We start from the raw sequence: 13,220 nt of genomic DNA, 5'->3' as shown, positions 1-13,220 counted from the left end.
CCACCATGACGATCCATTACGATATCTCCCGCTTTTCCGAACTCGACATCTACCTTTTCAAAGAGGGGACCCACACCAGACTGTTTGACAAGATGGGGTCGCACTTCATGGAGCGTGAGGGTGTCCGCGGCGTCTATTTCGCCGTCTGGGCACCCAATGCGGAGCGTGTCAGTGTCCGCGGGGATTTCAACGACTACGATACCGGGCGCCACCCGCTGCGGTTGCGCGGGGACGGTTCGGGCATCTGGGAAGGGTTCATCGAGGGGGTCGAAGCGGGCCTGACCTACAAGTACCATATCGTCTCGAAGTTCCATAACATCGTGCATGACAAAGCCGACCCGTTCGCCTTCTTCGCGGAGGTGCCCTCCAACTCCGCATCGCGGATCTGGGAGCTCGACACCTACACCTGGAACGATGCGGAGTGGCTGGGAACGCGCGCCGCGCACAACGCTCACGACGCCCCCGTCAGCGTCTACGAGATGCACCTTGGCTCCTGGCGGCGCAAAGTCGAGGAGAGTGACCGTTACCTGACCTACCTCGAGCTGGCGGATGAACTGGTCGCCTATCTCAAGGAGATGAACTATACCCACGTCGAGTTCATGCCGCTGACCGAGTACCCCTACTACGGTTCCTGGGGCTACCAGGTGACGGGCTACTACAGCGCGACGTCACGCTACGGGGAGCCGCATGAGCTCATGTTCCTTATCGACGCCCTGCACCAAAACGGCATCGGCGTCATCATGGACTGGGTGCCGTCGCACTTCGCCGTCGACATGCACGGGCTGATCAACTTCGACGGCACCGCACTGTACGAGCACGAGGACCCGCGGCAGGGGTACCACCCGGAGTGGGGGAGCATCATCTTCAACTACGGCCGCAACGAAGTCCGGGCTTTCCTGATCAGTTCCGCGCTCTTCTGGCTGGAGAAGTACCACATCGACGGGATCCGGGTCGACGCCGTCGCCTCGATGCTCTACCTCAACTATGCCCGGGAAGAGGGCGAATGGGTCCCGAACGAGCACGGCGGCAACGAGAACCTCGAAGCGGTGGCCTTCCTGCGCCAGCTCAACACCTCCGCCTACGCGGCCTTCCCGGACATCATGATGATCGCGGAGGAGTCGACCGCCTGGCCGATGGTGACACGCCCGACCGACGTCGGCGGGCTCGGGTTCGGCTTCAAATGGAACATGGGGTGGATGCACGATACGCTGGCCTACATGCACCGCGACCCGGTCTACCGCCAGCACCACCACGACCAGCTCACTTTCAGCATGTGGTACGCCTTTGACGAGAACTTCATGCTGCCGTTGAGCCATGACGAGGTCGTCCATATGAAAGGCTCCCTCATCAACAAGATGCCCGGGGACACGAACCAGAAGTTCGCGAACCTCCGCGCGCTCTACGGCTACATGATGGCCCACCCGGGCAAGAAGCTGCTCTTCATGGGCGGCGAGTTCGCCCAGTACGCCGAGTGGGCGTACAAGCACAGCCTGGAGTGGCACCTGCTGGAATTCCCGCTGCACCAGGGGCTGCAGGCGATGATGGCGGAGCTCAACCGGCTCTACCGCAGCGAACCGGCACTCTACCTGCACGACGTGGAACGCAAGGGGTTCGAATGGATCGATGACGCCGACTACACCCACAACTGCATCAGCTTCATGCGCAAAAGCGACAACCCCGACGAGACGGTTTATGTCGTCTGCAACTTTGCCGACGAGACGCGCGAGGGGTACCGCCTGGCACTGCCGGACGGCGGCGAATACGTGGAAATCTTCAACTCGCAGGCCAAGGCATACGAAGGGTGGGAGATCGGCAACGACGGCGTGATTTACGCCGAGGAGACGCCGATGTACGGCCGTCCCTTCTCGCTCGCGATGACGCTGCCGCCGATGGCCGTCGTCTATCTGAAAAAACGGAGTGCCCAATAGTCGCGCAGCGCCGCGGTGCTGATTCGGCCGGAACAGGGCTATACTGATATTAACAATTATGAGGGGATGACAATGTTACGTTTTGATCGCGATTTTACGTTTGAGGGTACCGAGGCACAGCACCGTGTCATGGAGGAGGCGTTTGCCGTCGTGACCGAAGAGCACAAAGGGCGCATCGGTTATTATGACCTGCCCGAAGGTTCTCAGGCGCTGGTGGAAGCGGCCAAAGCGCTGGAGACGCAGAACAGCCTGCTGGCATCGGGGGCGGTCACGGACATCGCCGTTATCGGCATCGGCGGCTCTTCGCTGGGGATCAAGGCGGTGGATTCGCTGCTGGCGTCCCGGGGTGGCAACACCCGTGTACTCCACTTTTTCGAGAACTCCGACCCCATTGACATCACCCGAACGATGGCGAAGCTGACGAAGGAGAAGACCCTCTTCATCGTCATCTCCAAGTCCGGCGGCACGATCGAGACGACCTCCATCTTCAAGACGCTCATCGCGCACTTCGGCCTGGAGCTTGAGGGTGTGGACCGTGAGCGTGTCATCGTCATCACGGACAAAGGCTCCAGCCTGTCGCAGTTTGGCGACGCCTACGGCCTGGGCCAGTACAACATCCCCGACAACGTCGGCGGGCGCTTCTCCGTCCTCAGCGCGGTCGGCATCATCCCGCTGACCCTGGCCGGTTACAACACGGCTGCACTGCTGGAGGGGGCGGGCAGTTTTCTCGGCTCCTTCTTCGAGGGCAAAGAGCAGCATCTGCTGGAGAAGGCGTGCTTCATCTACGAGCATGACCGGGAGCACTCCGTCAACGTCCTCTTCTCCTATGCCAACGACCTGGAGAACTTCACCAAGTGGTACGTGCAGCTCTGGGGCGAATCCCTGGGCAAGATCGATGCAATGGGATCGCACGTCGGCATGACGCCGGTGGGGCTGATCGGTTCGGTGGACCAGCACTCCTTCTTACAGCTGCTGATCGAAGGGCCGAAGGACAAGACGGTCACCTTTATCAGCATCGAGGATTTCGGCGCGCCGCTGACGATCCCGGAGATTTCGCTCAAACATATCGAAAAGACCGACTTCATCAACGGCAAGAGCTTCAGCACCCTTATCAACGCCCAGTGCGCCGCCACCCGCGAAAGCCTTGTACGCAGCGGCGTACCGACGGACGGTATCGTCATTGAACAGATCGATGCCGCGAGCATCGGCGCCATGATCATCTACTATGAGCTGCTGACGTCGCTCGTCGGCGCGATGCTGCTGGTCAACACCTATGACCAGCCGGGCGTCGAGCTCGGCAAGGTGATCCTCTACGAAACATTTACAGACAAAGGCTGATCGCTATGATCCTGCATGATTACGACTTCGACCCAAAGTACGCCAAACCCGTTGCCTACTTCTCCATGGAGTTTGCCATCCACCAGGCCCTCAAAATCTATTCGGGCGGCCTGGGGTTCCTCGCGGGTTCCCACATGCGCAGCGCCTACGACCTGCGCCAGAACATGGTCGGTGTGGGCATTCTGTGGAGCTACGGCTACTATGACCAGGGGCGGCACGAGGACCGCAGCCTCAAGATCAACTTTATCCGCAAGCACTACTACTTCCTCAAAGACCTCGGCATCTGCGCCACGGTGAAGATCCACGGGCAGGACGTCCATATCAAGGCGTACTACCTCCCGCCGGACATCTTCTCGTCGGCCCCGGTAGTCCTGCTTTCGACGGACATCCCGGAAAACGACTTCCTTGCGCGCACCATCACCCACAAGCTCTACGACGCCAACGAGGAGACGCGCATCTCCCAGGAGATCGTGTTGGGAATCGGCGGCGTCAAAGTCCTGGAGTCCCTCAAACACAGTGTGGATATCTACCACCTCAACGAGGGGCACGCCCTCCCGCTGGCATATGAACTCTACAAGCGCTACGGAACGCTCGACGAGCTGAAGCAGCACGTCGCCTTTACGACGCACACACCCGAAGCCGCCGGCAACGAGGAGCACAATATCCACCTGCTGCACCGCTTCGGCTTCTTTAACGGGCTGTCGCTCGAAGAGGTCCGTCAGGTCACGGGAGAACAGGGGGAGAACTTCAACCTGACCGTGGGCGCCCTGCGCGCAGCGAAGATCACCAACGCCGTCTCCAAGTTCCACGGGGAAGTGGCGAACCGCATGTGGGCGCACTGCGAGGGGCGTTCGGAGATTATCTCCATTACCAACGCCCAGAACCGCCGCTACTGGACGGACAAAGGGATGCAGGCCGCCCTGGACAGCCACGAGGATTACGAACTGCTGGCCCGCAAAAAGCACCTCAAGCGCCAGCTCTTCAACATTGTCGCCGACCAGACCGGCAAGATGTTCGACCCGGACGTGCTCACCATCGTCTGGGCCCGCCGTTTCGCAGAGTATAAACGCCCGGGGCTCCTCAAGCTGGACTTCGAACGTTTCAAAGCGCTGATCGAACGGACGGAACACCCCATCCAGGTCATCTGGGCCGGGAAACCGTACCCCTTCGACACCAGTGCGGTCAACCTCTTCAACGAGCTGATCCACATCAGCCACCAGTTCAAGCGTATGGCGGTTCTGGCGGGGTACGAACTGGAACTCTCCGCGATCCTCAAAAAGGGGAGCGATATCTGGCTGAACACGCCGCGCGTCTCGCGCGAAGCGAGCGGTACGAGCGGGATGAGCGCGAGCATGAACGGCACGCTGCACCTCTCCACGGACGACGGGTGGCACCCCGAGTTCGCCATCAACGGGATGAACGCCTTTACCATCCCGCCGATCGACCACAGCACCCCGACGGAGGAGCAGGACCGAGAGGATAACAAGAACCTCATGGATATGCTCGAAGACCAGATCATCCCGCTCTATTACGACCGCCCCGAACAGTGGACGCACATGATGAAGCGCGCGATGGCGGACGTCATTCCGAAGTTCGACTCGGGCCGGATGGCACACGAATACTACGAACTGATGTACAAGTAAGTGCCGATGACGATTCGCGTCTATTACGAAGACACGGACACGGGCGGCGTCGTCTATTACGCCAACTACCTGAAATTCTGCGAACGCGCCCGCAGCGAGCTCTTCTTCAGTAAGGGGGAGTCACCGCTGTTTGAAGGAGGGCACTTTGTCGTGCGCCATCTCGAAGCGGACTACCTCGGTTCGGCGGTACTGGGGGATCTGCTTGAGGTCTCTGCGGAGGTCGTGTCTGTCAGGGGCACGGGGCTGCAGATGCATCAGAAGGTGCGGCGCGGTGGCGAACTGCTTTTTACCCTCGACGTGCAGCTCGTCTACCTCATGACCGACGGGCGTATCGGCCGGCTCGATGCGGCCAAGAAAGAAAAACTGAAGGCGCTGCTAGAAGAGTGAGTCGAACGGAGACTCCTTCTCCTCTTCAAGCGCTGAAAAGCGCGAAATCCCCGCACGGTAGATCGTGACGGGATAGGCCACCTGGTTATCCTCGATAGGCACCGTGTACTCACGCGGCGATCCCGCGGCCAGCGAGTAGAAATAATCAATTCCCAGCGTCGTTGCATAGTTGATCCAGTCGTACTCGATATCGTTCTGCAGCAGTTTGTTGCTCTCGACGAGCACCCCGTTCTGCGCCCCGATGGAGTTGGCGACGAGCATGTTTTCGCGGTCCTGCGGCTGGGTGATGTCGAAGAGCATGGAGTTGTAGCCGATCTGCGTTGCAAGCACCTGCGTGGCGTTGGCATCGTAGAGGGTCAGCTGGGACATGATCATCGCGCTTTTGACCAGCGGCGTGTTGAGCAGGAACGTACCGTGCTGGAGTTTTTCATTCTGATCGAGAATGTGTTTCAGGTTGGTCGTCCGCTTGTCGATGGGGTAGGCGTAGATGGTACGGCCGGCCGCATCGAAACTGCGGGGGTCTTCGTCTGCAAAACGCTCGAGGTAGGCGCTTTCGGCCGCGCTTTTGAGCTCTTCGCCCAGGGCGGACTGATCATAGAAGATGACCAGCGGCGGCGTGGCGTTCTCCAGCAGTTTCCCGATCTGCTCTTTGTAGTTGATCCCGCCGAAGTAGAAGCGCCCGCCGCTCTCTTCGAGCTCAGTGGCGTTCACGTCGGCGATGTTGACAGTCGGCACGTAGACGCTGCAGCGCGGGCGCATCTGCACCAGCGTATCGGCACCCTGTTTGGTAAAGGGGGCGATCACGTAGTGAAAATGCTCCTGGGAGACATCGGAGAGCCCGGCGCGGATCTCCTCGGGGCTTTCGCCGCCGATGTTGAAGGTCTTGAGCTCGAAATCACGGTTCTTGCCCAGCAGGTAGGCGAGCACGCTGTTCGTCGTCGATGCGGCGTAGCGGCCAATGACCCGCTCGGGCAGCAGCAGCGCAAAACGCACCCCGGTCCCGATAACGGCGCCGTCGATGTTGAAAAGGGCGACGTAGATCAGGCGCTGTTCGTTCAGGGCCTCATCCTCGACCGGCTCGGGCATCTGCGCGAGCAGGGAGAAGAACTGTTCGTGTTCGACGAGATCCTCGAGGCAGTCGGTGTCGCATTCATAAGGATCGAGGTTGAGCACGTAGGTCTTGGGCAGGGGAATGCCGGAGACGACACCGCTGCGGGCGAAAAGCAGCGCGGGAAGCAGTAAAAGAGCAATCAGAAGGGTTCTCACAGGGCAGCCTTAATGTTTTGGAGGTCAAAGAACGTCACTTTCTTGAGCGACGGGTTGCGCAGCAGGTACTGCGGGTGGTACAGCGGCACGAGCAGGGTGCCTTTGTCATAGTCGATCTTGTGCCCGCGCACCTGCTCGAAAGGGGTGCTGTCGTCGGTGACGATGCTGTAGGCGTCGGGGCCGAGGGTGACGATGACTTTCGGGCGGACGAGTTCGATCTCTTTGCGCCAGTAGGGCTTGCAGCTGCTGCACTCCGACGCCGTCGGTTTCTGGGTCCCGGCCCCCTTGCACTTGACGGCATGGGTCAGGTAGACCGCGGCGGGGTCGAGCCCAAGGACATTGGTGATCATGCTCTCCAGCGACGCGCCGGAGCGGCCGGCGAAGTAGTCCCCGCTCTCGTCCTGGGCCATGGAGACGTAGGCGTCGATGATCATGAGGTCCGCATTGCCGCTGCCTGTTCCGGCCATGCTCTGGCGCCGGATCTTGGCCAGGTCGCAGAGGTGGCAGCTGCTGACGATACGCTGCAGGGCAGCCAGGTCGTTAGGCAGTTCGCCGGGGGCGCCGCGCGGGTTGACGATGACCGGGTCGCAGTAGTCGAATCCCAGGGCTTTGAGCCGGTAAAGGTTCTGCAGAAGCGCAGCGTTCTGGTACGATTTCATGAATCAGAGTATAGTGAATGCGGTGTTAAAAGAGGATTATAAAAAAACCGCCGCAAAGGCGCGGCGGGAGAGGGAAATCAGTCTTCGACTGTGACTTCGACCGGCTCGTTTTCCCAGAGACCGTGTTTTGTACAGTAAGCCTGCGCAACCAGCTTCATCTTTTTGCTCGGGATGATGTTGAAAGTCACTTCTGCGTGACCTTTCATATCCTGTCCGCCGAGCATACCGGAAGTGAAAGAAGCTTCACCGAGGAGCGTTTCGCCGTTGAAGAGGCGGATGCTTTCGATGAAGTGGTCCGGATCGTCCGGGTGCGTATATTCGTTACCCATTTTGACCGTTACCGGGAACTTTTCACCTTTTTTCGCCGTAGCATCACAGTGGATGAACGGAGAGTGGCGGTCGATGTAGTCTTTTTTTGCTTCGCGTTCGACAGTGTCGATGTCGACATAGCGGTTGATAGTTGGCATGGCATTTCCTTCTGTTTTTGATTTACGCGTGCATTGTACACCTGCAAAGATTTAATAAAACATAAATAAGAGAAATTATATCTGATTTAATAAATCCCTAAGGGCCCGGAAAATGGGGCTACAGCTGCGGTGCGATGAGGCGCATCAGGTTCTCGCCCAGCCGCCGAAACCGTCCGGCGGGACGGATGCTGACGGTCGAACGTTTCAGCAGCGTTGCCATCCACGATTCCGTCTCGCTGATGATGCGTTCGGAGTAGGCGAAACTGACGACTTCGTAATTGAGCAGCAGGCTGCGGTTGTCGATGTTGACCGATCCCAGCATGGCGCCGAGATCGTCGAAAAGGATCGCCTTCGCGTGGAGCATCGTGCCTTCGTAGAGGGCGACATGGATACCGGCTTCTTCGAGCTCGCGCATGTAGCTGCTGCGGGCGAGATCGGCGAGGAGGTGGTTGGACTCGCGCGGGGTGATGAGCTTGACGTCGACGCCCTTGGTGTTGGCGATGGTCAGCGCCTGCATCAGCGAGGCGTCGGGGACGAAATAGGGCGTGACGATCCAGATGCGTTCGCGGGCGGCGTAGACGGCACTGAGGAGCGCTTCAAAAAGGGCGTCGCCCGGGACGTCGGGACCGGAAGGGACGACCTGCACGTACGCGTCGCCGTCGGTGCGTACGGGGGTGCCCGGCGCGGGTGCCGCAGCTTCGGAGGCATAGGCCCAGTCGGCGGCGAAGATCTCCGCGTAGTGGTAGGCCGCCGGCCCCTCGATGCGAAAGAGCAGGTCCTCCCACCGTTTGGCGTCGGGCAGCGGCCCCATGTACTCGCCGGAGAGGTTCATCCCGCCGGTTAGCACCATCGTGCGGTCAAACAGGTAGATCTTACGGTGGTTGCGGAGGTTGATGTAGTTGCGAAAGGGCATCCGCAGGATCGGCATGAAGAAGCAGACCTCCACCCCGGCTTTGCGCAGCGCGCCGAGGGGAAACTGCCAGAAGTAGAGCGGCCAGGAACCCAGGGCGTCGACGAGAAGCTTCACCTCGACCCCTTCGCGCCGTTTGGCGATGAGCGCTTCGGTCAGTGCAGCGGTCACCGCGTCGTGTTTGAAGACGTAGGTGCTCAGCCAGATGCTCTCCCGGGCCGCACGGATCTGCTCCAGGAGGGCACTGTAGGCTTCGGTCCCCTCGAAGAGCATGGTGAAACGGTTGCCGGAGGTCGCCCCGGGGATGCCGTTGTTGCGCAGGATGCCGTCGATGGGGTTGGCCTGGGTGACGGCGGCCTCGGTCTCGCGCATGTCGAAGGCCGTCTTGAGGTAGCGTGAGCGGCGTTTGCGCGATCCCAGGACAAAGTAGAGGGGAACGGCGAGGTAGGGCAGCAGCACGATGGCGAGCATCCAGGCCATCATGCTCGACGGGGTGCGCCGCTGGTAGATCATGTGCAGCAGCGAGGCGATGACCATCAGTTCGCCGAGGATGACGAAGGTGTGAAAGAACAGCAGGTGCAGCCAGTCGAAATTCATCCTACCCCTTTGCGTTTACTGACAGCATAGCGTGATTCACCCCTTTTTATGCCCGCCGCCGCGGCGCGGAAGCAGGGTCTCCATGTGCTCCCCGCCGAGGGTATAGGCTTCGCCGAAACCGAAGACCGCCTCCCCGCCGACGGAGGTGAACTCGTGGAGGTGGAAATCCTGCATCTGCATCAAACCCGAGATCATCCCGGGGCTGAAGGTCTCCTTGAAACGGGACATGATGGCATCGAAGCGCTCGTCTTCGCGGGGGACGATGCGCGTTTCGCACTGCAGCGAGACCCGTTTGCGTGCAAAGAGGTTTTCGGCGTTGCACTCATCCTCTATAAAGAAGAGCGATGCGCGCCCCTCCCGGCGTAGGTTGGCCGCATGGCGTGCGATGTCGCTGATAAAGACGTAGTAGCGGTGATCGTCGCGGACAAAAGGGGCGTAGGAGGCGAAGGGGAAACCGTCGGCGTCAGTCGTTCCGATAACAGTGCTGCGGAACGCGGAGAGAAAATCGAGCATGGGTCCAGGCCTTTAAAGCGGGGCGAAATATGGTGCTATTATAGGGTACCTGCGTAAAAATTCGGAGGGGGCGTGCCGATTTAAGCGGCAATGGCCCCCGGGGGCGGGCGCTATCATCCGCTTTTAACCTGCCACGCGCTAAAATCGCGATACTTTTTATTCGACGGGATAGATATGCTGAAGACACTATTGATCGAAATCGGGGTAGAGGAGCTGCCGGCGGTACCGCTGCTGGGCGAGCTTGCAAACATCGAGAAGAAGTGGGCGAAAGTGCTCGAGGACAATGCGCTGATGTGCGAGTTCGAGTTCTACTACACGCCGCGCCGCCTCGTGCTGTGGCACCGCGAGTTCAAGAGCGCCCAGGACGACACGACCGAGGAGCTTTTCGGAGCGCCTATTGCCATTGCCTACAAAGACGGCAAAGCGACGCCGGCGGCGGAAGGGTTCGCACGCAAATGCGGCGTCTCGCTGGACGAGGTCGGCCGCGCGGAGAAGGGCGGCAAAGAGGTCCTCTACTATAAAAACGAGATCAAGGGCCAGCCCTCAAAGGCACTGCTCGAGGGGATGCTTTCCCAGTGGCTGAAAAGTCTCGGCTTCGGCAAGTCCATGCGCTGGGGCGCGCTCGAAGAGAGCTTCATCCGCCCGATCCGCTGGGTCAACGTCATGATGGAGGGCGAGAGCGTCGACATGACCCTCTTCAACGTCAAGAGTGCCCCGGTCACCTACGTGCACCGCATGCACAGCTTCGAGCCGCAGATGGTCGCGGACGAAAAACAGTACTTCGAACTGCTCGAAACGGGTGCGGTAACGCTCTTCGCCGACGACCGCCGCAAGACGATCCTCGACGCTTTCGAAGCGCTTGAAAAAGCGCACGGCATCGCCATCGAGGTAGATGCCGACCTGCTCGACGAGGTCATCGCCATCACGGAGCACCCGACGCCGCTGCTGGGAAGCTTTGACGACACTTTCCTGCGCCTGCCGCCGGAGGTCATCATCACCTCCATGAAGGAGCACCAGCGCTACTTCCCGGTTTTCAAGGACGGCAAGCTCGTCAACCAGTTCGTCGTCGTCTCCAACGCTTTGACAGAAGACTTCAGCAAGGTCGTCGAAGGCAACGAGCGGGTCCTGCGCCCGCGCCTCGCCGATGCGCTTTTCTTCTACGACAACGACCTGAACAAGGGGCTCAGCACCGAGGGGCTGGAGAAGGTCGTCTTTATGGACGGTCTGGGAACGCTCCGCGACAAGATCGACCGCGAGCACGACATCGCCGACGCCCTCTTTGAGCGCTACGGCGACCTCGTGACGGCGGAGAATAGCCTTTCTTACGAGATGAACCAGGAGCTGCTGCAGCGCGCCGTCGAACTGGCCAAGGCCGACCTGATGAGCGAAATGGTCTACGAGTTTACCGAGCTACAGGGCCTGATGGGTTACTACTACGCGAAGGCGTTGGGCGAAGCGGACGAAGTCGCCCTTGCCATCAAAGAGCAGTACCTCCCCGAAGGCGAGGACTCCCCGGTACCGTCGACACGCTTCAGCGCCCTCGTGGCCCTCGCGATCAAGCTCGACACGCTCCTGGGGCTCTTCAGCGTCGACCAGATCCCGACCGGTTCACGCGACCCATTCGGTCTGCGCCGCGCTGTCAACGGGATCGTACGTATCGCGCTGGCTCACAGCCTGCCCTTTGACATCGCCGCGACCCTGCGCGAACTCGGTGCCAAATACAAGGGGATCGACTTCGAAAAGCTCGAATCCTTCTTTATCGAGCGGGTCAACCAGTACTACAAGGTTAACCCTTCCATCGTTGCGGCGGTCCTCGCCTCCGGCGAACGGGAGATCCTCTCCCTCGATGCGAAGATCAAGGCTGTCGCAAGCTTCGTGGAATCCGAAAGCTTCTCGACGATGTTCTCGACCTTCAAACGCGTCGCGAACATCACCAAGGACTTCGATGTCAACGGCCCGCTCAATATCGATGTGAGCCGTTTCGAGGCGGTGGAAGAGGGCGCGCTCTATAAAGCATTCAAAGCCGTCGTCGACGCCGAGTACGACAGTTACGAAGCGGAACTCGACGCGCTCTTCGGACTGAAGCCGGAGCTCGACGCTTTCTTTGACAACGTTATGGTCAATGCCGAGGACGAAGCCGTCCGCTACAACCGCAAAGCCCTCGTCGCCTCCGTCTACAAGACGCTGCTGGGCATCGCGGACATCAAAGAGATCTCGATCTAACCCCGCCCGCCCTCCAGGCGCCCCCTGGCCGTCGTATGGCGGCCCTCCGCTTCGACAAAACCGAACGCCTTCGCCAGCCCGAACTGCGGCATATTGTGATAGATGTTTTCATACTGCCCCGGCCGCACGACATAGGTTTCATGCCAGATGCCGACGTCGCCGCTTGAACCCACGCGCTTGTTGAACTGCGCCCATGCCGGCGGGTGTTCCCCGTCTTTGAGCCCCGCGAACTGCTCCAGGTGCTCGAACGACTTCCAGTACTGCACCAGGATGATCGTCCGCCCGAACCACTGCTCGTAGTGCAGCAGCCCCAGCTCCGGGTCAGCCTGCAGCTCCTTGAGCATCCGCGGCATCGCCAGCGCGACCGGCAGCCACTTGTGGACCTTCCACGGTTTGTTGATGCGCATCCCGATCAGGAAGACGACGAATTCCCCTTCGGGTCTGGCGGTCATTCGCTTTTCGTGGATTGTTGGCATGATGTCTCCTATTTCTTGATGATGAGTCAAGTTGAAATGAGCAAGAAAAAAAGCCGCTTACAGGTGTTTTTATTGTCTCCTCTGATTGTTAGGTTGTCTCTAGCCAACCAGACTGGTCAATACAAGAAGCCCCACTTTTTTTACAAGCTTTTCCTAATTCAAATAAATATTTTTCTGTTAGCTCAAAATAATAATCAATGTCTTCTTTTCTAATCATAGAAGCTATTGATTCATGAACAATAGCATTACGCTTATCTAAAATGTCTGATTGGATACTATCAATCAGCTGTTGATCAATTTGATATTTTGTAATTTTAAATATTCTCTCATTGATTTTTCTCAAAGAACCATTAAGTATATTTTTTTTGGCAATAGTTATAAGATTGTTTATTATTTCTTCTTTTGAATCTGCATCAAAAATAAAATTTAGTTTAATATATCCATTGTGATCATTATTAGTAGAAGCATAGTCATAAATCAACATATTATTGTTAGAAAATAGACTTTGAAAGAACTCAGAATGTATTGTTTCAATGTATGTGGCTAGTATCACAATCATTTGATTAGAATAGTTTTGGATAGCATGTTCAATACCATCTTGAATTTCCCTAGTGAAATATTCTTTATGCACAGAATCTATTACTTCAATTAACCCAATATGTTCGGGTGAACTTCTGTAAATACTTTTCTTTCTTGTGTAGGTACTAAATGCATCCTCATCAAAAACGAATTCTAATAAATCAAAATATGATCGAGATGTATTTATTAATTTCACTACCCATTTTCCAATATCAAAACTGTTCATTTTATAGA

The 13,220-nt window shown here is 58.1% G+C and carries 12 protein-coding genes; 5 read left to right on the top strand and 7 right to left on the bottom strand.

Annotated features, from left to right (window positions below; all coding sequences use genetic code 11):
* Positions 1-5 precede the first annotated feature (5 nt).
* The 4 genes from glgB (at position 6) to WCX49_RS06965 (ending at position 5,296) form a co-directional block, all read left to right on the top strand.
* On the top strand, positions 6-1,928 hold the full coding sequence (gene glgB, locus WCX49_RS06980; RefSeq protein ID WP_345984376.1) for a 1,4-alpha-glucan branching protein GlgB: 1,923 nt from the start codon (positions 6-8) through the stop codon (positions 1,926-1,928).
* A gap of 72 nt (positions 1,929-2,000) precedes the next feature.
* On the top strand, positions 2,001-3,266 hold the full coding sequence (locus tag WCX49_RS06975; RefSeq protein WP_345984375.1) for a glucose-6-phosphate isomerase: 1,266 nt from the start codon (positions 2,001-2,003) through the stop codon (positions 3,264-3,266).
* Between the two features lie 5 nt (positions 3,267-3,271).
* Positions 3,272-4,909 carry an alpha-glucan family phosphorylase gene (gene glgP / locus WCX49_RS06970; RefSeq protein WP_345984374.1) on the top strand — a complete coding sequence of 546 codons (1,638 nt, stop codon included), beginning with the start codon at positions 3,272-3,274 and terminating at the stop codon, positions 4,907-4,909.
* A 6-nt stretch (positions 4,910-4,915) separates the two neighbouring features.
* The gene (locus WCX49_RS06965; RefSeq protein WP_345984373.1) at positions 4,916-5,296 is read left to right on the top strand and encodes a YbgC/FadM family acyl-CoA thioesterase; all 381 of its coding nucleotides are present in this window, start codon (positions 4,916-4,918) and stop codon (positions 5,294-5,296) included.
* Here the strand turns inward: WCX49_RS06965 and WCX49_RS06960 are convergent.
* The 5 genes from WCX49_RS06960 to WCX49_RS06940 form a co-directional block, all read right to left on the bottom strand.
* Entirely contained in the window at positions 5,285-6,562 is a 1,278-nt protein-coding gene (locus tag WCX49_RS06960) for a hypothetical protein (protein WP_345984372.1), read from the bottom strand. The genes WCX49_RS06965 and WCX49_RS06960 overlap by 12 nt on opposite strands.
* On the bottom strand, positions 6,559-7,221 hold the full coding sequence (locus WCX49_RS06955) for a uracil-DNA glycosylase (protein ID WP_345984371.1): 663 nt from the start codon (positions 7,219-7,221) through the stop codon (positions 6,559-6,561). Before WCX49_RS06955 ends, WCX49_RS06960 begins: the two co-directional genes overlap by 4 nt.
* Before the next feature lie 77 nt (positions 7,222-7,298).
* Positions 7,299-7,688, bottom strand: coding sequence for a class II SORL domain-containing protein (locus tag WCX49_RS06950; RefSeq protein ID WP_345984370.1), 390 nt, complete (start codon positions 7,686-7,688; stop codon positions 7,299-7,301).
* Between the two features lie 118 nt (positions 7,689-7,806).
* Positions 7,807-9,195, bottom strand: coding sequence for a phospholipase D-like domain-containing protein (locus WCX49_RS06945; protein ID WP_345984369.1), 1,389 nt, complete (start codon positions 9,193-9,195; stop codon positions 7,807-7,809).
* A 36-nt stretch (positions 9,196-9,231) separates the two neighbouring features.
* Positions 9,232-9,708: a pyridoxamine 5'-phosphate oxidase family protein gene (locus tag WCX49_RS06940; RefSeq protein WP_345984368.1), complete on the bottom strand. Its 477-nt coding sequence runs from the start codon at positions 9,706-9,708 to the stop codon at positions 9,232-9,234.
* 174 nt (positions 9,709-9,882) lie between these two features.
* Here WCX49_RS06940 and glyS point away from each other — a divergent pair, with 174 nt between their 5' ends.
* On the top strand, positions 9,883-11,931 hold the full coding sequence (gene glyS / locus WCX49_RS06935; RefSeq protein ID WP_345984367.1) for a glycine--tRNA ligase subunit beta: 2,049 nt from the start codon (positions 9,883-9,885) through the stop codon (positions 11,929-11,931).
* On the opposite strand, the gene WCX49_RS06930 is transcribed toward glyS, so the two are convergent.
* Together WCX49_RS06930 and WCX49_RS06925 are read right to left on the bottom strand one after the other, a co-directional pair.
* Positions 11,928-12,407, bottom strand: a complete 480-nt coding sequence (locus WCX49_RS06930) for a DUF4188 domain-containing protein (RefSeq protein ID WP_345984366.1) — start codon at positions 12,405-12,407, stop codon at positions 11,928-11,930. The genes glyS and WCX49_RS06930 overlap by 4 nt on opposite strands.
* Before the next feature lie 88 nt (positions 12,408-12,495).
* Entirely contained in the window at positions 12,496-13,212 is a 717-nt protein-coding gene (locus WCX49_RS06925; RefSeq protein WP_345984365.1) for a hypothetical protein, read from the bottom strand.
* Between the last annotated feature and the right edge of the window lie 8 nt (positions 13,213-13,220).

It is taken from the genome of Sulfurimonas sp. HSL-1656, from assembly GCF_039645585.1.
GTDB lineage: Bacteria > Campylobacterota > Campylobacteria > Campylobacterales > Sulfurimonadaceae > Thiomicrolovo > Thiomicrolovo subterrani.
Note: the sequence above shows the minus strand (reverse complement) of the source record. Positions and strands in the feature narration are given on the sequence as shown.

Coding starts and splice junctions, on each gene's coding strand:
- glgB (WP_345984376.1), top strand. CDS start 6: ATGACGATCCATTACGATATCTCCCGCTTTTCCGAACTCGACATCTAC.
- WCX49_RS06975 (WP_345984375.1), top strand. CDS start 2,001: ATGTTACGTTTTGATCGCGATTTTACGTTTGAGGGTACCGAGGCACAG.
- glgP (WP_345984374.1), top strand. CDS start 3,272: ATGATCCTGCATGATTACGACTTCGACCCAAAGTACGCCAAACCCGTT.
- WCX49_RS06965 (WP_345984373.1), top strand. CDS start 4,916: ATGACGATTCGCGTCTATTACGAAGACACGGACACGGGCGGCGTCGTC.
- WCX49_RS06955 (WP_345984371.1), bottom strand. CDS start 7,221: ATGAAATCGTACCAGAACGCTGCGCTTCTGCAGAACCTTTACCGGCTC.
- WCX49_RS06950 (WP_345984370.1), bottom strand. CDS start 7,688: ATGCCAACTATCAACCGCTATGTCGACATCGACACTGTCGAACGCGAA.
- WCX49_RS06945 (WP_345984369.1), bottom strand. CDS start 9,195: ATGAATTTCGACTGGCTGCACCTGCTGTTCTTTCACACCTTCGTCATC.
- WCX49_RS06940 (WP_345984368.1), bottom strand. CDS start 9,708: ATGCTCGATTTTCTCTCCGCGTTCCGCAGCACTGTTATCGGAACGACT.
- glyS (WP_345984367.1), top strand. CDS start 9,883: ATGCTGAAGACACTATTGATCGAAATCGGGGTAGAGGAGCTGCCGGCG.
- WCX49_RS06930 (WP_345984366.1), bottom strand. CDS start 12,407: ATGCCAACAATCCACGAAAAGCGAATGACCGCCAGACCCGAAGGGGAA.
- WCX49_RS06925 (WP_345984365.1), bottom strand. CDS start 13,212: ATGAACAGTTTTGATATTGGAAAATGGGTAGTGAAATTAATAAATACA.